Source organism: Mesorhizobium sp. B2-8-5, assembly GCF_006440675.2.
Taxonomy (GTDB): Bacteria; Pseudomonadota; Alphaproteobacteria; order Rhizobiales; family Rhizobiaceae; genus Mesorhizobium.
This window is the reverse complement of the sequence record NZ_CP083951.1, coordinates 1555768-1575147: the sequence shown is the minus strand read 5'-3', so window position 1 is coordinate 1575147 and position 19380 is coordinate 1555768. Positions and strand designations below refer to the sequence as shown.

At 64.1% G+C, this 19380-nt stretch carries 19 protein-coding genes; 9 read left to right on the top strand and 10 right to left on the bottom strand.

All coding sequences use genetic code 11. The annotated features are described in order from the left end of the window. Positions 1-12: 12 nt before the first annotated feature. The gene (locus tag FJ430_RS07655; protein ID WP_140704852.1) at positions 13-1005 is read left to right on the top strand and encodes a glycosyltransferase; all 993 of its coding nucleotides are present in this window, start codon (positions 13-15) and stop codon (positions 1003-1005) included. A 130-nt stretch (positions 1006-1135) separates the two neighbouring features. Here the strand turns inward: FJ430_RS07655 and FJ430_RS07650 are convergent, their stop codons facing one another. Beyond that, positions 1136-1456: a DUF1330 domain-containing protein gene (locus FJ430_RS07650; RefSeq protein ID WP_140704850.1), complete on the bottom strand. Its 321-nt coding sequence runs from the start codon at positions 1454-1456 to the stop codon at positions 1136-1138. 327 nt (positions 1457-1783) lie between these two features. Here FJ430_RS07650 and FJ430_RS07645 point away from each other — a divergent pair, with 327 nt between their 5' ends. After that, positions 1784-2713, top strand: a complete 930-nt coding sequence (locus tag FJ430_RS07645; RefSeq protein ID WP_140645163.1) for a glycosyltransferase family 2 protein — start codon at positions 1784-1786, stop codon at positions 2711-2713. Between the two features lie 105 nt (positions 2714-2818). Here the strand turns inward: FJ430_RS07645 and FJ430_RS07640 are convergent, their stop codons facing one another. After that, the gene (locus tag FJ430_RS07640; protein WP_140704848.1) at positions 2819-4660 is read right to left on the bottom strand and encodes an ABC transporter ATP-binding protein/permease; all 1842 of its coding nucleotides are present in this window, start codon (positions 4658-4660) and stop codon (positions 2819-2821) included. Positions 4661-4778: 118 nt separating this feature from the next. Beyond that, positions 4779-5555, bottom strand: coding sequence for a class I SAM-dependent methyltransferase (locus tag FJ430_RS07635; protein ID WP_140645161.1), 777 nt, complete (start codon positions 5553-5555; stop codon positions 4779-4781). Between the two features lie 150 nt (positions 5556-5705). Here FJ430_RS07635 and gloB point away from each other — a divergent pair, with 150 nt between their 5' ends. Continuing rightward, on the top strand, positions 5706-6473 hold the full coding sequence (gene gloB, locus FJ430_RS07630) for a hydroxyacylglutathione hydrolase (protein ID WP_140704846.1): 768 nt from the start codon (positions 5706-5708) through the stop codon (positions 6471-6473). Positions 6474-6532: 59 nt separating this feature from the next. After that, positions 6533-6967, top strand: a complete 435-nt coding sequence (locus tag FJ430_RS07625) for a cupin domain-containing protein (RefSeq protein WP_140704843.1) — start codon at positions 6533-6535, stop codon at positions 6965-6967. 13 nt (positions 6968-6980) lie between these two features. Here FJ430_RS07625 and FJ430_RS07620 read toward each other — a convergent pair whose 3' ends face one another. Genes FJ430_RS07620 through FJ430_RS07610 form a run of 3 tightly spaced genes read right to left on the bottom strand, consistent with a single transcriptional unit; the run spans position 6981 to position 9361 of the window. Continuing rightward, entirely contained in the window at positions 6981-7652 is a 672-nt protein-coding gene (locus FJ430_RS07620; RefSeq protein WP_140704841.1) for a lysoplasmalogenase, read from the bottom strand. Next, positions 7649-8536, bottom strand: a complete 888-nt coding sequence (locus FJ430_RS07615) for a DMT family transporter (protein WP_140704839.1) — start codon at positions 8534-8536, stop codon at positions 7649-7651. Before FJ430_RS07615 ends, FJ430_RS07620 begins: the two co-directional genes overlap by 4 nt. A gap of 33 nt (positions 8537-8569) precedes the next feature. Continuing rightward, positions 8570-9361 carry a DUF3108 domain-containing protein gene (locus FJ430_RS07610; RefSeq protein ID WP_140645156.1) on the bottom strand — a complete coding sequence of 264 codons (792 nt, stop codon included), beginning with the start codon at positions 9359-9361 and terminating at the stop codon, positions 8570-8572. Between the two features lie 257 nt (positions 9362-9618). Here FJ430_RS07610 and rpmB point away from each other — a divergent pair, with 257 nt between their 5' ends. The 5 genes from rpmB to FJ430_RS07585 all read left to right on the top strand — a co-directional run bounded on the left by rpmB (position 9619) and on the right by FJ430_RS07585 (position 14473). After that, positions 9619-9915 carry a 50S ribosomal protein L28 gene (rpmB, locus tag FJ430_RS07605; protein ID WP_126087388.1) on the top strand — a complete coding sequence of 99 codons (297 nt, stop codon included), beginning with the start codon at positions 9619-9621 and terminating at the stop codon, positions 9913-9915. Positions 9916-10025: 110 nt separating this feature from the next. After that, entirely contained in the window at positions 10026-10712 is a 687-nt protein-coding gene (locus tag FJ430_RS07600) for a queuosine precursor transporter (RefSeq protein ID WP_140704837.1), read from the top strand. 121 nt (positions 10713-10833) lie between these two features. Further along, positions 10834-11508 carry a hypothetical protein gene (locus FJ430_RS07595; protein ID WP_140704835.1) on the top strand — a complete coding sequence of 225 codons (675 nt, stop codon included), beginning with the start codon at positions 10834-10836 and terminating at the stop codon, positions 11506-11508. Positions 11509-11666: 158 nt separating this feature from the next. Beyond that, positions 11667-13442 (top strand): GtrA family protein, encoded by a 1776-nt coding sequence (locus tag FJ430_RS07590; RefSeq protein WP_140704833.1) that lies wholly within the window; start codon positions 11667-11669, stop codon positions 13440-13442. Between the two features lie 221 nt (positions 13443-13663). Next, a complete protein-coding gene (locus tag FJ430_RS07585; protein ID WP_140704831.1) occupies positions 13664-14473 on the top strand; it encodes a hypothetical protein in 810 nt (269 codons plus the stop codon). Positions 14474-14609: 136 nt separating this feature from the next. On the opposite strand, the gene FJ430_RS07580 is transcribed toward FJ430_RS07585, so the two are convergent. The 4 genes from FJ430_RS07580 to FJ430_RS07565 all read right to left on the bottom strand — a co-directional run bounded on the left by FJ430_RS07580 (position 14610) and on the right by FJ430_RS07565 (position 19310). Further along, complete coding sequence (locus tag FJ430_RS07580) at positions 14610-15626, bottom strand: esterase-like activity of phytase family protein (protein WP_140704829.1); 1017 nt, start codon at positions 15624-15626, stop codon at positions 14610-14612. Next, positions 15623-17521 carry a cobaltochelatase subunit CobT gene (cobT, locus tag FJ430_RS07575; protein WP_140645150.1) on the bottom strand — a complete coding sequence of 633 codons (1899 nt, stop codon included), beginning with the start codon at positions 17519-17521 and terminating at the stop codon, positions 15623-15625. The genes FJ430_RS07580 and cobT overlap by 4 nt, the downstream gene beginning before the upstream one ends. A 54-nt stretch (positions 17522-17575) precedes the next feature. Continuing rightward, complete coding sequence (gene cobS, locus FJ430_RS07570; RefSeq protein ID WP_140633012.1) at positions 17576-18562, bottom strand: cobaltochelatase subunit CobS; 987 nt, start codon at positions 18560-18562, stop codon at positions 17576-17578. 124 nt (positions 18563-18686) lie between these two features. Next, positions 18687-19310, bottom strand: a complete 624-nt coding sequence (locus FJ430_RS07565) for a J domain-containing protein (protein WP_140659654.1) — start codon at positions 19308-19310, stop codon at positions 18687-18689. Positions 19311-19380 lie beyond the last annotated feature (70 nt).

Sequence of the window (19380 nt, the reverse complement as noted above, 5' to 3'; positions counted from 1 at the left end):
GCGGGGTGGAACATGATGGCGGAACGACCAACCTATTCGGTTGTCCTCGAGATGGAGAATGCCAACTTCATCGACTGGGCTGAGGTCAGCGTAGGGTTGAACGCGCTCGCACGCGAGATTGCCTCGGTTTCCGAAGCCGGCATGGCCAGGCCCACGGTCATCATATCGCATGCCGGAGAGCCATCCGACGGCGATTTGCTGCGCAGCAGTTTCGAGGCCGAAGCACCCCACTTGGGTCAAGTCGCCGAGCTGGTCTTCGCGGCCTGTGCCGGTGGCCGCTACTACGATCTCAAGAACAATGGCGTCCTTTTGACCGAAGCCGACATCGTGGTTTTCGTCGACTCGGATTCGGTTGCCGAACCAAATTGGCTTTCAGGTCTGTTGACGCCCTTCAAACGGCCGGAAACCGTCTGCGTGAACGGCTACACCTATCTTTTGCACGACGACTTCTTCTCGCGGACCTTTGCTCTGCTCTGGTTCTTTCCCCTGGCCGAAGGGGACAAAAAATTTGCAGCCAAACGTGCTCTCAACGCCAACAACATCGCCTTTCGGCACGACTGGATATCCAGCCACCCATTTCCAGCACACAACGGCTTCAAGGTCTCCTGCACGCTGCTGATGCATGAGCTTTGGAGCGAAGGCCACAAGATAGTCAATGTGGACGCGCGCGTTCACCACTATTCCCCGCGCGGCTGGCGGTTCTTCTTTTGGCGCGCTCTGGTGACCGGCAGGGACGCCGATCGAAAATTCGTCGAGCTTCACGCGCCTGGCAGGGTTCAGCGTATCGTCAAATCATTCACGCGCTGGGGGACAATGTCGTGGCGCACGCTGCGGCGCGTGGTCAACCTCGCACCGCAGACCGGCATGCCGGCCTGGCAAATTCCCTTCGCGGCGATTGTTGGCCTGACGTTCTACACTTTCGCGTTTCTCGGCCATTTCAGCCTGGCGGCGGGGCTCGTTCGCGACGGACCTGAAATCGTGCCCGACTATGTCGTGCACAGTTAGGGCAATTCCAGGAAAAGTGTGAGCGGTTTTCCGTCCGGTATTGCGTAGAAACAAAGAGATAGAGCGGTTCGCCGTTTCCGTGAAACGGTGAAACGCGCTAGGGTAATTCCAGGAAAGGCGCGCTGTTCTGCTACCCAAGCACATCCGTAGCCTTGTGCGGATGCTCGACGCCATCGACGAAGACCACGTCGGATTCAGAATTGTGGGTGCGCAACTCGAGGATCTGTTGATATGCGGGCGACCGGTACCAGTCCCGCACATGCTGGCTGTCGGGGAATTCGATGACGATCAGATGCCCGGGCCAGTTGTTTTCGACGACCTCGACATCGCCGCCATGGACGACGAAGCGTCCGCCGAACGGCGCCAGCGTGGCGTCGATCTTCTCCAGATACTCGATCATCCAGGGACCCGGCGTGACTTGGCGCATGTGGGCAACGGCGTAAGCGGTCATGATCCTGCTCCTTCATGGGACTGAAGCCGATCGGCCGGCCTCGTTGGGTCATCATGCAAAAGTCAGGTAGTCCGGTCGATTACCTTGGACGTCATCGAGACAACGCCGACCATCGCCCCGGCGGGCTGTCGCCTAGCCAGAACGTCGATTGTGTTGCCATCAAACCGCAATGTTGCGGAAAAGCCACTAATTCGGCGTTTCTCGGATAGCTTTGCGTGACACAAGCGTGGCTTTTTTGTAGCGTCTGTCGCAAATCAGAGGTGGGACGCGAGGATAGCCATCAGACCCATCCGACAAACGCTAGATCCGACCGGCAGTGGCAGCCCGATGTCGAACCAGGACGCTCCGCTGATCTCTGTGATCACGCCGACCCACAACCGGCGCAGCCAGGTCGTGCGCGCGGTGGAAAGCGTTCTGGCGCAGACACTTACCCGCTTCGAGCACATCGTGGTCGACGACGGTTCGACCGACGGGACGGCCGCCGCGTTGGCCGAAATCCGCGACCCGAGGCTGATCTATGTCGGCGCCAAATGGCGCGGCGCCAATGCCGCGCGCAATGCGGGCATTGAGCGCGCCCGGGCGCCGGTCGTGACCTTCCTCGATTCGGACGATGTCTATCTGCCCGATCGGCTGGAGCGGACGCTGGCGCGCTTCGACCAGAATCCCTCGCTCGAAGTTCTCATCAGCTCGTTCTTGTCGCTGAAAGGCAGCCGCAGCACCAAATGCATCAATCGCGACGCTTTCCTCGATAAGAGCACGCTGCAGCGTGCCCTGGTCTCGCAGACCATCTTCATTGCCGGCTCGGCGATCACCGCAAGGCACGAGTCGTTGCTCGCGATCGGCGGCTATGACAGCGACATCACGCGCATGCAGGATCGCGAATTGCTGCTGCGCTTTGCCCAGCGCAGCGGCGCCTTGCTGTCCGAGGATATCGACTGGAAGAAGTACAATTCGGAGAATTCCATCTCCGGCCGCCGCGACGGCTATGTCGAGGCCTACGCCAGTCTGATCGACAAGCATCCTTATATCGCCGACCGCTATCCCGACGTTCCGCCTTACATGATTGCGCGCCAGATCATCGCCGATATCCTCAAGGGCAGGTTGCCGCAGGCGTTTTCGGGCTATCACGCCAACCGGTCGTCCAAGTCGCTCGGCTACTCGCCCGCCGAACTCTTGCGCGGCTATGTCGTCGGCCGCCGCTGGCGGCGCGACTGCTACGACGAGTTCCGCGCCAAATATGGCGCCCGGGCGGTCTGATTGCCTCCTTGACGCGATGCCGACGAAAACCGCTGCACACTTTTCCGTCAGGAACTGCGTGAAAACAAAGAGATAGAGCCGTTTTCCGCGGAACGGTGAAACGCCCTATGCTTCAGTGGTTTCCTTCTTGCGGCGAGCCGCCGGAGGCGGTGGTTCGATCGCCCCGGCCCTGACTCGCGCGGGTTTCAGCGCCGGCGCGCCGGTATCCTTGACGATGTTCAGCGAGCGCGGAAAAAACTGATTGTTGTGCTGACCACGTCCGATATTGACGATCGCGGTTTCGGGCAGGCGCTTCTGAAGCATGGCCAGAACCCGCCGCAACGTCGGCCCGTCGAACGCGTCAAGCGCCTCGTCGATGATCACCCATTTCGGCTTGCGCAAGGCGAGCCTGGCGAAGGCCAGCGCCCGTTGTTCGTCGTCGCTGAGCTCGCGTTCCCAGCGCCCGGGATGATCAAGGGCGGTTGCCAGCCGGTCGAGGCCGACCTCGGCAAGCACCGCCGCGATCTCGGCATCGCCGGCCGGGGCTTCGCCGTTCGGATGATCGAGCACCTCGCGCAGCGTGCCGGCCGGGAAATAAGGCACGCGCGGCACGAAGATGGGGGTCTCGCCGGCCGGCAGGCCGATCCGGCCGCTCCCCCATGGCCACAGGCCGGCGATGGCCCGGAAGAACAATGTCTTGCCGGCGCCCGGCTCGCCGGTGATCATGACGCGCTCGCCGGCGTGGATCTCGACGTCCGTCTGGGCAAGCTTGGTGCAGCCTTCCGGCGAAGCCACCTCAAGCGTGTCGAAGGTCAGGCTGCCATTGGCGTTTTCGCCGAACCGGATGCGTTTTTCCGTGTCATGCAGCGCGTCGGTTTCGGTGAGCGCGATGCGGAAGTCGGCCACCCGCATCAGCGTCGCGCGCCAGTCGGCGATGCTGCCGATATTGTTGATGAACCAGCGCAGGGACGAATGAACCTGGTTGAAGGCGCCGACCGCCATCATCAGCCCGCCGAACGAGATGTCGCCCGAGAAATAGACCGGCGAAGCCACCAGGATGGGCGCCACCACCGTTATCCAGCCATAGGTGTCGGTCACCCAGGATAGGTTGATCTGCGCGGTGAAGATGCGCCGCATGGCGCCCAGCACCGTGCCGAGGTCGAGCTCGAGCCGGCGCCGGGCATCGGGCTCGCCATGATAGAGCGCGATCGCGTCGACATTCTCATTCACCCGCACCATGGAGGAGCGCAGCTCCGCTTCGCGGGTGTAGCGCTCGCTGTTGAGACTGATCAGCGGACGCCCGACCAGCCAGCTCAGCCACGAGGCGATGCCGGCATAGAGGAACGCGGCCCACACCATGTAGCCCGGTATCGCCAACGAATAGCCGCCGACGTGGAACACGAAACCGGAAGACAGCTGCCACAGCACGCCGATGAAGGAGACAAGCAGGATGAACGACTGCAGCAGGCCGACACCGAGATCCGTCGACAGGTCCGACAAGTGAGCGGCATCCTGCTGCATGCGCTGGTCGGGATTGACGCCGATGGCGCCAGCATTGGCCAGCCGGAAGGCACGCGCCGGTCGCATCCATTGATCGATGAGGTCGAGCGTCAGCGCCTCGCGCAGCCGCAGGCGGATCATCTGGTTGAGCCAGGTCTGGCCGATATTGAGCACCAGAAGCCCGCCGGCGATCATCGCGAAGACCAGAAGCTGGTGCAGGAAAGCAGCCATGTCGCGCCGGGCCAGCGCATCGTAGAAAGGCTGGTTCCAGCGGTTGAGCAGAACCTGTCCGATCGAGGTTGCGATGATGACCGCGACGATGCCTATGGAGACCCAGGCAAGTCGCCTGCGCACCGGCGAGGCCTTCAACCCCAGCTTGATCGTCGCCACCTGGTCGGCGAGGCTGCTCGCCTCGACCGAGACGGCGGCCTTTTTTGGACCTGGCTTTTTATCGGTCTGGTTGTCCATGAAGGATATTCCTGGTTTCCGCGGCGGTCACGAACACCGCGCCAAGCGAGCATTCCTCAGATCGAGCATGCCCTCAGATAGGGTGACGATCGCTGCGCGATGCAAGGCGCGGCGGCGATCACGAACGCGTCACAGGGCCAGGCGCGCCGTCGGCCGCGTGCCGGCCAAGCCGCGTTGCCCCCTGCGGCGAGAAGACCGGCACGAAGACGCGGCGCGAGGCGCGCTGCGCGACCGGCACGCCCTGATAGAGCCGCTTCTGCGCCTCGACGACGATGACGCCGGAAAAAATCGGCCAGAACCGCCGGCCGGCTCTCTCCAGCACATTGTGGAACCGCATCATGAAACGCCGCGGCGACGGCGGGAAGAACAGCGCGTCGCTCCATGTCGCCGGGGTGAAATTCGCCTCGCGCAGCAATTCGGTCAGTTGGCCGCGCGAGAACGGCCGGCCATTGCCGAAGGGCGTGTGCTCGAACCGCGCCCACACGCCGCGCCGGTTGGGCACGACGATGACGACCCTGCCCGCCGGCGACAGCACGCGCCAGATCTCGTTCAGCGTCTCGCGCGGGTTTTCGGCATGTTCGAGCGAGTGCACCAGGAGCACGCGGTCGATGCAGGAATCGACCAGCGGCAGTTCCTCGTCGAAGACCAGCGCCGTCGCCGCCGGTCCGTTGGCCGGCCACACCACCGCGCCCTGCGTCGCCGGCATGAAGGCGAAGACGCGCTCGGCATCGGCGCCGAAGCGTTCCAGCCATGGCAGTGTATAGCCGAGGCCGACCAGCCGCTCGTTGGGCACGGTTGCCCATATGGACGACAACGCCATGGTGATCGAATGCTCGGCCAGGCGGCCGAGCGTGGACGAGTAGAAGGAGCGCAGGTCGACGATATCCGAATGCATGCGCGGGACGGTAGCCGTGAAGCCTGCCAAGTTCAACAAAGGCACCCGGTTCAACAAACGCACCCGGTTCAACAAACGCGCCAGGCAACAAATGCGGATGACATCGGCGCCCGCCCGCCCTATGTCTGCGACGACAAAGGGAGACATGCGATGCCGGTCGAAATCGAGCAGTTCATGTGCCGCACCGACAATTTCGGCGTGCTGGTCCACGATTCGAAGAGCGGTGAGACGGCGATCATCGACGCGCCGGAAGAGGCGCCGATCCTGGCCGCGATCAAGCGCACCGGCTGGACGCCGACATTGATCCTCACCACGCACCATCATGCCGACCATGTCGAAGCCAATCTGGCGCTGAAGGAACGCTTCAAATTGCGCATCGTCGGCCCGGAAGCCGAAAAGGCGAAGATCCCCGGCATCGACGAGACGGTCGGCCAGGGTTCGGTCGTGCGCCTTGGCGAGGAAAGGATCGAGGTCATCGAGACGCCCGGCCATACCGCTGGCCACGTCTCCTATTATTTGCCGGCCTCGAAGGTGGCCTTCACCGCCGACACGCTGTTTGCGCTGGGTTGCGGCCGCCTGTTCGAATGCAAGCCGCCGGTGATGTATGAATCGCTGAAGAAACTGGCGGCGCTGCCGGCGCAAACCGCCATCTATTGCGGCCACGAATACACTTTGGCAAACGCCCGCTTCGCGGTGACGGTCGACCCGGGCAATCCGCTGCTGAAGCAGCGCGCGGCGAAGATCGAAGCGCTGCGCGCCGCCAACAAGCCGACGCTGCCGACCACCATCGGCGAGGAATTGTCGACCAACCCGTTCCTGCGCTGGCACGACCCGGCGATCCGCAAGCATCTCGGCATGGAGAAAGCCACGGACGCCGAGGTCTTTGCCGAGATCCGCAAGCGCAAGGATAATTTTTGAGGCATGTCGCCCAAAAATGTGCGGCGGTTTTGGGCGACATGCATCAAGACAGGATGCGAATGACCACCAGCGCCGCCGAGATCATCGCAACGCTAGGCCTCAAGCCGCATCCCGAGGGCGGCTGGTATGCCGAGACCTTTCGCGACGCCGCGGGCGGCTCGCGCGGTCATTCGACCGCGATCTACTTCCTGCTCGAGCAGGGCCAGCTTTCGGCATGGCACCGGGTGAAGGACGCGGCCGAGGTCTGGCACTTTTATGCCGGCGCGCCGCTGGCGCTGTCGATGCATGAGGAAGGCGCGGGCGTGGTCATCGAGCAGGTGCTGGGCACGGCCCTTGCCGCCGGCGAACGGCCGCAGATCGTCGTGCCGGCCGGCTGGTGGCAATCGGCGCGCAGCCTCGGCGAATGGACGCTGGTCGGCTGCACCGTGGCGCCGGGCTTCGATTTCGCCGCCTTCGAGCTGGCCGAGCCGGGCTGGCAGCCGAAGATCGCCTAGCTGAGAAGATCGCCTAACTGAGAAGAAATCCCAGTGTGATCGCCAGCTGTGCCGCGTAATAAAGCACCCAGACCGCGTAGCGCATCCACACGCGATGCGGCGAGATCGCCGCAAGCAGGAAGCGCTCGGTTGCCAGCAACCCATCCGACGCGATGAACAGCACCGCGCCGGCAATGACCCAGACCTTGTCCGTGGTGAGCGCCGAAATACCCATGGCAAGGATCGCCGCGACATAGACGGCGACCGGGATACGCAGCTGCGGGCCGACGCGGCGCCGGAGCGCGGCAAGCATGACGATGCTGAATGCGGCCATGGCGAGCGCAATCGCGCCCCGCCAGGATTCGGCGCTCAACAGGCCGAGCCCGCCGCCCGCCTGCAAAAACAGCGCGACATAAGCGATGTGGCCGGCGAGAAAGCTCGCCAGCCCGCCGAGAAAAGCCTTTTCGCCGTCGCGCGACAGGAAGGCGTCGCCGACGGCGCTCAAACCCAGCGCCGCGACGAGCAGCAGCGGACCGCCCTGCATGGCGGCAAGCACGGCCAGCAAAGCCACGGCCAGCGTCTTTGCCGCGCTGCGCGTCCATTTCGGCGGCATGTCGACCGCAAAGGCGTAGATCACGGCCGCGACGAACGAGAACAGCAGCGTCGCATTGGCGTTGGCCTCGATGCCGCCGGGAAACGGCATCATGCGTTGACCTCTGTGGCCGCCGGCTTGCGCATCAGCAGCGACTTCGCCGCCAGCGCGGCGCCGGCGGTGATGAGCACGCAGGCGGCGAGGATGCGCAGCGACGGCGCGGCGACGCCGGCAGCGATCAGCACCAACGTCGACAAAAGCGGCGCGGCATAGCTCGCGGCACCCAGCACCTGGATATTGCCGCGCTTGACGCCGATGTCCCAGGCGTAGAAGGCCGCGCCCACCGGCATCAGGCCGAGCCCGATGACGGCCAGCCACTGTCCAGGGCCATCCGGCAGCACCGTCTTCTCAAGCAGAAAATGGCAGATAAGCGACAGCACCGACGTCGCCGCGCAGAACCAGGTGACGATCGAGGTCGGCACCGACGGGAAGCGCCGCGACAGGAGCGAATAGGACGACCACAACAGCGCGCAGACGGCGGCCATCGCATAGCCGAAGGCGTAGCGCGAGTCGAAGGCGAGCGCGCCGCCCTTGGTGACGATCAGGAAGGTGCCGGCAAGGCCGAGCAGCGCGCCGACGACATGGTTCCAGGCAAGCCGCTCGCCCGGCATCAGCGCCGAGCCGAGCACGATCAGCAGCGGCCACAGATAGGCGATCAGGCTCGCCTCGACCGCCGGCGCATTGCGCAGCGCCGTGAAATAGAAGAAGTGGTAGCCGAACAGGCCGGCTATGCCGATGACCCAGACCTGTGGCGGGATCTTCTGGCTCCGGTCGGGCGCCGGCATCACCAGCCGTGCCGCCAGGCCGACGCAGGTGCCGATGGCGAAGGTGATGGCCGACAGCAGGAACGGCGGCACCCGCCCCGAGGCGTCGGTGAGCAGCGCCAGCAGCGCCCACATGGCGACCGCCGAGAACCCGATCAATGTTGCGCGCGCCATTCGTTCCCCCGCCGGCGCGCGGTGGCGCCTGACCTAATTTACCGCCTCGAAGCGTCTCGCGCTGATGGTCAGCGGACCGATCTGGGTCCCGACCGTGGCGCGGATCGGCGCATATACGCCGGATTGGCCGAGCGGTGCAAACGTCACCAGCATGCGGCTCTTGTTCTTCAGGAAATTCAGCGCCTTGCGGCCCTTGCGATAGCCCGCCACCGGCTCGAAGCCCATCTTGCAGGTCACCGTGTCGCCCTTGTAGCCCGGCACCGAGATCGAACCCTTGGACGCATAGGTCAAGGTCAGGTCGGCGCGCATCTCGCCGTCGTAAAATTTGACCGTCCGTCCGCAGACCTTGTCCAGGCTGTCGGCGTGGATGACGGTCGCGGCCATCGGATCGAGCACCGATTTCAAGTCGCTATCGCCGAGCGGCACCCAGCTCTTCGAATCGCGCTTCTTCGGCGCGGGAACGACCTGCGTGGAGGTGACCGCACCGTTGTTGAAGCGGATCTCGACCATCGAAGCCTTTTTGCCGGACGTATAGTCGGCCCGGAAGGCATGCGGCTGCATCTGCTTGCCGGAAATCGTGCCTTTCGACGAAATCGTGCCTTTCGTGTCGTCGAAGAGCTTGCCAAGGCCGGCAGCCGAGACGGTGCCGTCGATGGCATAGCTGTCGCCTTCGTAGCGGCTGGAAAAAGTCGCCCTGGCGATCGAAAGGCCGAGATAGGACACCGTATACTCGCCCTTGAAGGACTGCGGCGCCGCGGCGGCGAAGCTCGTTGCCGGCACGGCAAGGGCAAGCAAGCTGGCGAATGCATGAGATGGACGGAGCATGGCGGCTGGCGAATCCCTGGCGGTTCGGCCGGAACGCAGCGGCTCCAGCCTGGCATATCCCTTCGCGAAGGGCTTATACTGTGAAATCCGGCCTTTATATGGAGCGCGCCTGACGACGGGCCGCGTGCCGGAGCTTGACGCAGTGGTGAAATGCCACTATGGAACGCCAACTTTTCCAAAGGCCGCCTGACCGAGACCGCGCGCCGCCCGGCGCGGGCAGAATGGTTTGGCAGGTTTAGAAACTGAAGGTTAGACAAATGTCCCGCACCTGCGAACTCACTGCCAAGGCAGTTCAGACTGGCAACAATGTGAGCCACGCCAACAACAAGACCAAGCGTCGCTTCCTGCCGAACCTGGTCAATGTGACGCTTATTTCCGAAGCGCTGAACCAGAATGTTCGCCTGCGTATTTCGGCCAACGCGCTGCGTTCGGTCGAGCACCGCGGCGGCCTCGACGCCTTCCTGGCCAAGGCCGACGCCAAGGAATTGTCGCAGCGCGCGCGTCTGCTCAAGAAGCAGATCGCCAAGAAGCTTGCCGAGCAATCGGCCGCTTAAAGCAGCTTTCAGGCGGGGGACGACCGCCTCGAGCCCGGCCAGACCGGCGCTCGAAACAAGGGCGGGCGTCGGCGTGGCGCTCGGCTGGTTCCATTACCCAGGATAAAAAAATGAATTTCCTGACGCGATATTTGCCCTTCGTGGCCGCCATGGCGCTTGTCGTCGTGGCCTCCAACATCCTTGTCCAGTTCCCGATGCAGGGCCAGGTCGGCGGTCTGGCGCTGGCGGACGTGCTCACCTGGGGTGCCTTCACCTATCCTTTCTCCTTCCTGGTCACCGACCTCGCCAACCGCCGCTACGGTCCGGCCGTGGCGCGCAAGGTGGTGTTCGTCGGCTTCATGACGGCGGTGACCTGCTCGATCCTGATCCCGCCTTTCCTGTTCCGCCACGGCCTGATCGAGTTCGAGACCGCCGCCGACCGGCTGGTGCGCATCGCGGCCGCCTCGGGTGCCGCCTTCCTCACCGCGCAATTGCTCGACGTCACCGTCTTCAACCGGCTGCGCCGGCAGAGTTGGTGGCGCGCGCCTATCGTCGGCACGCTGGTCGGCTCGGTGTTCGACACCATCGTCTTCTTCGGCGTCGCCTTCTCCGCCGCCTTCGCCTTTGCCGGCCCCAATGACAGCTTCGCGCTGGAGACCGCGCCGCTGATGGGCGTTCTGCCGGTCGAGACGATGCGCTGGGTGTCCTGGGCGCTTGGCGACCTTTCGGTCAAGCTGATCATTGCCGTCGTGGCGCTGATCCCCTACCGGCTGCTCGCCGCACGCTGGAGCCAGCCAGCGGTCGCGGTCGGAGCATGATCCCAAAAAGTGGGACTCGGTTTTTGGAAAAGATCATGCTCCAAACAAAAAGAGAGAGCATGATCCCAAAAAGTGGGACCCGGTTTTTGGAAAAGATCGTGCTCAAACCAAAAGAGAGACCGTGATCCCCTGGGTTCAGCTTGATTCCGCCCGCACGCCTGATGGCGCGCAGGAACTTCGCCTGAAGCGGCGCGGGGATGAGTTCTCGATCATGCTCGGCACCAACGAGCTGATGAACAGCCGCCTCAGCGGCTCCGAGGAGGCCCTCGCCAGGCTTTCCTGCGAGCGGATCGCCGGCCGCAAGCGGCCAGGCATCCTCATCGGCGGGCTCGGCATGGGCTTCACGTTGCGCGCCACCCTCGCCGCGCTCGATCGCGACGCCGCCGTCACCGTCGCCGAACTGGTTCCCGCGGTCGTCGCCTGGGCGCAGGGGCCCATGTCCGGGATATTCGACGGCTGCCTCGACGACCCGCGCGTCACCCTTCGCGAGGCCGATGTAGGCCAGTTGATAAGGGCGGAGAAGGCCGCCTGGGACGCCATCCTGCTCGACGTCGACAACGGCCCAGAAGGCATCGTCTACAAGGGCAACGATACGCTCTATGGCGCGGCCGGCCTCGCGGCCTCGCGCGCCGCCTTGAAGCCCGGCGGCGTTCTGGCGGTCTGGTCGCAGGGACCGGACGGCGGCTTCGCCCGACGGCTGAAGCAGGCCGGCTTCGCGGTCGAGGAGATCAACACGCGGGCCCGCGGCAAGCGCGGCGCCCGCCACGTCATCTGGATCGCAGCCAAAGGCCTGTGATCTGGATTGCAGCCAAAAGCCTGTAATCTGGATTGCAGCCAAAAGGCTGTAATCTGGATCGCGGCCAGAACGCCGTAGTCGGATTGCCGCGCGGCTTTACGCTTTATTACGCCCGATGATGCAGGATCGCGAAAATTCTCCAGGGCATTGCGACCAGCATGACCGTGCAAGGCACCGGTTGGAAAAACGATCTCCTGCTTGCGTTGTGCGCCACGCTGGTGGTGCTGACGATCAACGCGGTTTCCGGCTTCCCCACCCTTGCCAACTACGGCGCCGACAATGACAGCATGCTGCGGCTGGTCGAGGTCCGCGACCTGCTCGGCGGCCAGGGCTGGTTCGACCTCCATCAATACAGGATGGGCGCCTCGGGCGGCTTCGTCATGCACTGGTCGCGGCTTGTGGACACGCCGCTCGCGCTGATCATCATGGCCTTCGATGCGCTCGGCGCCAGCCCCGCCACCGCCGAACGCGCCGCGCTGATCATCTGGCCGACCCTGCTCTACGGACTGACCATATTCGTGCTGATGCGCGCCGCGCAGCGCTTCGCCGGCGCGAATGTCGCGATGCCGGCGCTCATCCTGTCGACGGCGGGCCTTTTCTTCCTGGTGATCTACAGCCCGGGGGTGATCGATCACCACAATGTCCAGCTGTTGCTGACGGCGGCCGGCCTCTGGCTCCTGATGGAAGCGCCCTCCTGGCGGCCCGCGGCCCTTCTGTCGGGCATCTGCGCCGGCCTGACGCTGGCTGTCGGCATGGAGACCGCTCCCTATGTGGCGGTGCTCGGCATCTGTGCCGCTGTCCTGTTCATCCTCGACGACAAGGAGCGCGTCACGGCACGAGGCTTTGGCCTCGGATTTGCCGGCATCGCCTCGCTGGTCTTCGTGGTTACCATCCGTCCGGCCGACTGGGGCGAGGCCCAATGCGACGCCTTCTCGTCCTTCCAGTTCGCGGTTGCCGCGCTGTCCGGCTTCGGCCTGGCGATCGCCGCTACATCGACCGGGCCGACAACTCGGGCGCGGCTCGGCTCCACGCTGGCGCTGGCGGTGGTGGTCGCGGCCGCCGCGATGCTGTTCTTCCCGCAATGCCTGGCGTCGCCCTATGCGGGCATGGACGAGCGTATCCGCACCTATTGGCTGGCCGACGTGGTCGAAGCGCAGCCCTTCTGGAGCGTCGCAGTCCACCAGCCGAAGCTGATGGCGGCGCGCTATGTGACGCCCTTCATCGCCATCCTGCTGATCGGCTTTCAACTCCGAACGCGTCGCCTGCGCCGCGAGGAGATGCTCGCCGCCATCCTGCTTGTCGTCGCCTTCGGCGTCAGCCTCTGGCAGGTGCGCGGCTCGACCTTTTCGGTCGCCTTCGCCGTATTGCCGCTCTCGGCCTGGATCGCGAAAATCCGCCTGCGGGCGGACGCCGCGCCCTCATGGCGCCTTTCCACCGGCATCGTCATGGCGTGGCTGGTCTCGCTCAACGCGACCTGGGCCGGGGTCGCGGTGGCGGCGCAGTCCGTGGTCCAGAAGGCGCCGCAACAGATCAATTCCGATCCCGATCACGCTGTGACCTGCGGCAAGCCAAGCGACTTCCACGATCTTGCCGCCATGCCGGCGACGACGGTGCTTGCCTCGTCCAATCTCGGCTCGGGAATACTGATGTTCACCCGCCACCGGGCGCTGGCCGGCCCTTACCACCGCAATGTCGGCGGTAACCTTGCCATGCTCGACGCTTTCATGGGAACACCCGACGCCGCGCGCGCCGTCATCGAGCGCGAGCATGTGGGGCTGGTCGCGATCTGCCGCGGCAACACGGAAGAGATATCGCTGAGCCTGGATGCTCCGAAGGGCCTTGCCGCGGCGCTGCTGCGGGGCGACCTGCCGGCATGGCTGGAACTGGACCAGTCTACCGCGGGAAAACCGATCGAGATCTACAAGGTCCGTTGAATATCGGCCTGCGGCCATGTCAGCATCGTCGACCGCGCTCCTCGCAACGCGCTCGTTTCGCGCTGATGCGGCATCCCTCCGTGATTTAGAAAACCCCGATTTAAATCAGTCCCGTGGATCATTGCAATCCAGCCTGTGCTTTGGTTAGCATTTCGCCGGGGCGGCGATATATGTATTCAGGAAATTTGGATTCGGGGCTTTAGATTGGGGAAAGGGTATCCATGTCGGCCATAGACGGCGCGGTGGCGCCAGCATCAGCCAAACGAACGCTGCAGCATGTTGTCTCCCACATGGTGGACGCCGTGAACCGCGCCGCGTTTGTGGAAACGCCTTTCTGGCATCTGGAAATGACCGATGTTTTCCCCGCGGACCTTTATCTGCGCATGCGCGCCGCCATGCCGGAGGCGCGCGAGTATCGTGCGCTCAAGGGGCGCAACAACGTCAACATTCAGGCCGACGGCACTGCGACGCGGGTCAAGATCGACCTCTACCCCGAATATATCCGCCATCTGCCGGACGAGAAACGGGGGGTCTGGTCCCTGGTCGGAAAAGCGCTGCATGCGCCGCAACTGAAGGACGCATTCATGCGCCGCCTTGCCCCGGGATTGGAACGCCGGTTCGGGTCGGATTTCATGAAGGTCGGCATGTATCCGGTGCCGATGCTGACGCGCGACGTGGCGGGCTACAAGATCGGTTTCCACACCGACACGAAATGGAAGGGCATCACGGTCCAGTTCTACCTGCCGGAGGACGACTCGATCAACCACATCGGCACCCGATTCGCCGAACGCAAGCCGGACGGGCGTTTCGAGAATTCGCACCGGATGTCGTTTTCCCCGAACACCGGCTACGCCTTTGCGGTCGGCACCGACACCTGGCACGCGGTCGATACCGTCGGGCCGGAGGTCCGCACCCGCGACAGCATCCTTCACACCTATTTCGTGGACAACACCGCGACGCTCAAGATCCGCAACCGGAGCAAGCGCGCCGCCAATTTCGTGATGAACGAAGTCCGCCACGTCGGCCGCTAGAGCATGATCCCGAAAAGTGGGAACCGGTTTTCGGAGAAAGATCATGCTCCAACAAAGAGTTAGATCGTGACGGCGATTCAACGAAACGCCATCACGATCTAGAGCCAGGGCGGCTGGATTCTGCCAGCGATCCTGCTCAATCCTGGTGCAGGATGAACTCCAAATAGAGGTTGCGCTGCAGGATCGAATGGTTGTCGTCGGAGATCAGCGACACCATCAGCGCGCCGTCGTCGCGGGTCCAGACGTCGAGCCCTTCCATGTTGTCGATCTGGTAGCCCATGTCGGCCTCCATCAGCACCGGCCCGTCGGCGACCGCGCCCTTCGCGACGCTTTCGCTATAGATGCGTCGCAGCCGCATCTTCACCCCGCGCGCGATCGAAAAACTGCGCTCCAGCAGCAGCAGGTCACCGTCCGGCAGGAAGGCGCCGTCGGTAATGTCGAAATCGCCGTCGCGCCTGACGGTGAAGACGCCCTTATGCGCCCCCTCGATGATGGCGGCATAGACGTTGCCGGCTTCGTCGAGGCTCCTCTCCGAGACCACGACCAGGCCTCCCGCGTGCTGCCCATAAGGGTTGGCATGAGTGACGGTCTCGAAGCCGCGATTCTGGCGCAGCTCCTTGGCGGGCACCAGGTAATCGAGCTGCCGGATCGGCGCTTTCATATCGTCGGGGTCGATCTTAAACTGGGCGACACGCTGGTCGCGTTCGAAGCCGACGGTGGCGATACCGTCCTTGACGGCGAGCCCTTCCGCGTCGACCTCCCACTTCCGGTCGGTCGGCTGGCCCGAAGCGTCGACCATCTGCTGCATGCGGAAATTAGAAACGCCCGATGGGCGCCTGCCGGCGTCATGCGTGATCGCGCCGAAGAACCAGAAGCCGGTGTCGGCGACACCGATGAAGTCGCTGCCCGGCTTCAGGAAGCGAAAGGCCGACAGCGCGCCGAAATCGCGTGCCGGCGACGTCATCTCCAGTCCGCCGACGAATTCGAGCGGCCCGAACCGCGTCTCGTCGTGGCCGACATGGAACTGGCTGATCGGCCGCGCCGAAATCTCGACCGTCTCGGCGGGAGCGCCCGACGCGGCAATTGCCGGCAAGGCGCAGGCCAGCACGCAGGCGAAAAGCGTCCGCCGCGCGCGCCGCCCCGAAAAGATCATCCGGCGCGCCGCAATCCGCCGCGCCGCGTGTCGCGCGCGCTTTCCTCGCCAAACAGCGAGGCGAGCTGCTCGGTCATGGCGCCGGCCAGTTCCTCGGCATCGACGATGGTGACGGCGCGGCGATAATAGCGCGTGACGTCGTGGCCGATACCGATCGCGAGCAGCTCGACCGGCGAGCGCGTTTCGATCAGCTCGATGACCGCGCGCAGATGCCGCTCCAGATAATTGCCCGGATTGACCGAGAGCGTGGAATCGTCGACCGGCGCGCCGTCCGAGATCATCATCAGGATCTTGCGCTGCTCGGGCCGGCCGATGAGCCGGTTATGCGCCCAAAGCAGTGCCTCGCCGTCGATGTTTTCCTTGAGCAAGCCCTCGCGCATCATCAGCCCGAGATTGCGCCGCGCGCGCCGCCACGGATGGTCGGCGGATTTGTAGATGATGTGGCGCAGATCGTTGAGGCGGCCGGGGTTCGGCGGCTTGCCGTCCTTCAGCCATCTCTCGCGCGCCTGTCCGCCTTTCCAGGCGCGGGTGGTGAAGCCGAGGATCTCCACCGAAACGCCGCAGCGCTCCAGCGTGCGCGCCAGAATGTCGGCGCAGGTCGCGGCCACCGTGATCGGCCGGCCGCGCATCGAGCCCGAATTGTCGAGCACCAGCGACACCACCGTGTCGCGGAATTTCGTGTCGCGCTCCTGCTTGAAGGACAGCGGCTGCATCGGGTCGATGACGACGCGCACCAGCCGGGCCGGATCGAGATAGCCTTCCTCAAGGTCGAAGTCCCAGGAGCGGTTCTGCTGCGCCATCAGCCGGCGTTGCAGCCGGTTGGCGAGCCGCCCGACGACGCCGGAGAGATTGGCGAGCTGCTTGTCGAGGAAGGCGCGCAGCCGGTCGAGCTCCTCTTCCTCGCACAGGTCCTCGGCGCCCACCGTCTCGTCGAAGGCGGTGGTGAACACCTTGTAGTCGATCTCTTTCGGCAGGTTCAGGAACGGATTGTCGTTGCGCTTGGCCTCGCCCGGCGTCTCGGCGTCGGAATCGTCCTCGTCGGAAAGGTCGTCGGAAGTGGCGTCGGTCGCTTCCGTCTCGGCCGATTCTTCCTCGTCCGCGGAAGCTTCGGCATCTTCAGACTGCGACTGCTCAGAGCCTGAATCCTCCTCGCCGCCTTCCTCGCTCTGTTCCTCGCCCTGCTGCTCGTTCTCTTCGTTTTCCTCCGAGTCGTCGGTTTCCTGGTCGTCGCCGAGCTCCTCGGCCATCTCCATGGAAACCAGCATGTCGCGCACGACGCGGGCAAAGGCCTGCTGGTCCTCGAGCTTGGCCGACAGGCCGTCGAGGTCGCCGCTCGCCTTCTCCTCGACCCAGGGGCGCCACAGATCGACCAGCCGCTCGCCGCTCTTCGGCACGGGACGTCCGGTGAGCTTTTCGCGCACCATCAGCGCAATCGCTTCCTCGAGCGGCGCGTCCGCCTTGTCCCTGACGTCGACGAGGTTCGCCTTGGCGTATTTGTCCTCGAGCATCGAGCCGATATTGTCGGCCACGCCCTGCATGGCGCGGCTGCCGATCGCCTCAACGCGCGCCTGTTCGACCGCGTCGAAGATAGACCGCGCCAGCTTGCCTTCCGGCGCCAGTTTGTTGTGGACGCGCTGATCGTGGCAGGCGCGCTTCAGCGCCATGGAATCGCCCAAGCCGCGCGTGATCGCGATGTCGTTGCGGGAGGCTTTCTTCGGCAGCTCGGGCAGGCGCGCGCGGTTGCCGGCCAAGGCCGGACGGTCCTTGGCGAAGCCGACCTCGAGGTCCTTGTCGCCGGCGACGGCACGCATGCACACGGTGACGGCGCGCTTGAAGCTGTCGGCTTCAGACCCGTTCTTCGGCTTGTTGCGCGTGTTGTCGCCCGGACCCGCCATGATCATTCCTTGCGCGATTGGTGCTGAAAGGCTGGAGGCCTTTCGGCTGCGCGCCTAGCCCAGCACCACGTTGGCGGCGCTCTCCGGCAGATCCTCGCCGAAGGCGCGCTGGTAGAACTCCGCCACCACCGAACGCTCCAGCTCGTCGCACTTGTTGAGGAAGGTCAGCCGGAACGCCATGCCGATGTCGCCGAAGATTTCGGCGTTTTCGGCCCAGGTGATGACGGTACGCGGGCTCATCACGGTGGACAGGTCGCCATTGATGAAGGCCGAGCGCGTCATGTCGGCGACGCGCACCATCTTGTTGACGATGTCCTTGCCCTTGCTGTCGCGATAGTGCTTGGCCTTGGCCAGCACGATGTTCACTTCATTGTCGTGCGGCAGGTAGTTGAGCGTGGTGACGATCGACCAGCGGTCCATCTGCGCCTGGTTGATCTGCTGCGTGCCGTGATAGAGGCCGGTGGTGTCGCCAAGGCCGACCGTGTTGGCGGTGGCGAACAGCCGGAACGCCGGATGCGGGCGGATGACCCGGCTCTGGTCGAGCAGCGTCAGCCGGCCCGACGATTCCAGCACGCGCTGGATGACGAACATCACGTCCGGGCGGCCGGCATCGTACTCGTCGAAGCAGAGCGCGACATTGTGCTGATAGGCCCAGGGCAGGATGCCGTCGCGGAATTCGGTGACCTGCAGGCCTTCCTTGACGACGATGGCGTCCTTGCCGACGAGATCGATACGGCTGACATGGCTGTCGAGGTTGACGCGCACGCAGGGCCAGTTGAGCCGCGCCGCCACCTGCTCGATATGCGTCGACTTGCCGGTGCCGTGATAGCCCGACACCATGACGCGGCGGTTGTAGGCAAAGCCGGCGAGGATCGCCAATGTCGTCGCCTTGTCGAACAGATAATCCGGGTCGATGTCCGGCACATGCTCGGTCGCCGCCGAATAGGCGGGCACGACCATCTTGGAATCGAAACCGAATTTCTCCTTCACCGACACCGTCGTGTCGGGCAGGTTGGCGATGTCGCGATCGACCTTGTTCATCTCTATCAACGTCTCCACGGGCGAAACGCCGCGTTTCGCCGGCAATCGATTTTGTCCGGGGGCGGTCTTAGAGCCTTTTCCAACCTTATGAAAGTTGGAAAACGACATGGGACCGTAGGGCCGCTCAGCACAATCCTGCTTGCTTGAGCACGCGATAGGCCTGCAGCACATCGCGGAACCGGTCTTCCGAACCCCTGTCGCCGCCATTCGCATCCGGATGGTGGCGCTTAACGAGTTCCTTATAGCGTGCCTTGATGTCCTGACCAGTCGCCTTTGTATCAAGGCCAAGCGTTTCCAGCGCCTTGGCCTCAAGCGGCTTTGCCTTGCGCTCGCGCGGCTCGCGCGCGCCTGAACCGAACAGATTGAACGGGTCGCGCATGCGGTTGTGGTAGCCGGCGCGGCCCGAACGCTGTTGCGCGAAATCCGGCGCCGAGCGCGTTCCGCCGACATTGGCGCCCATGCGCCAAGTCGGCCTGTGGCCGGTCAGCGCCTCCTTCTGGAAGCGGGCGATCTCTGTGTCCGACACGCCGGAGAAGTAGTTGAAGCCCTTGTTGTATTCGCGCACATGGTCGAAGCAGAAGCGGAAATACTCGCCCTCCTTGAGGCGCCCGACCGGCGCGCGATGCGTTCCCGCCTCGTTGCAGCCATCCCACTGGCAGATCGGCGCGCGCGACTTAAGCTCCGCGTCCTTCTCCGGCCGGATTCGAATTTTCTCGAAATATTTGGGATACGCTTTCATCTCACCCATTTATGGGCTGTTCGCACGTGCGAAACAAGAATTGACATTTCGCCGATGATCGCCCTAACCGCTGAATCGC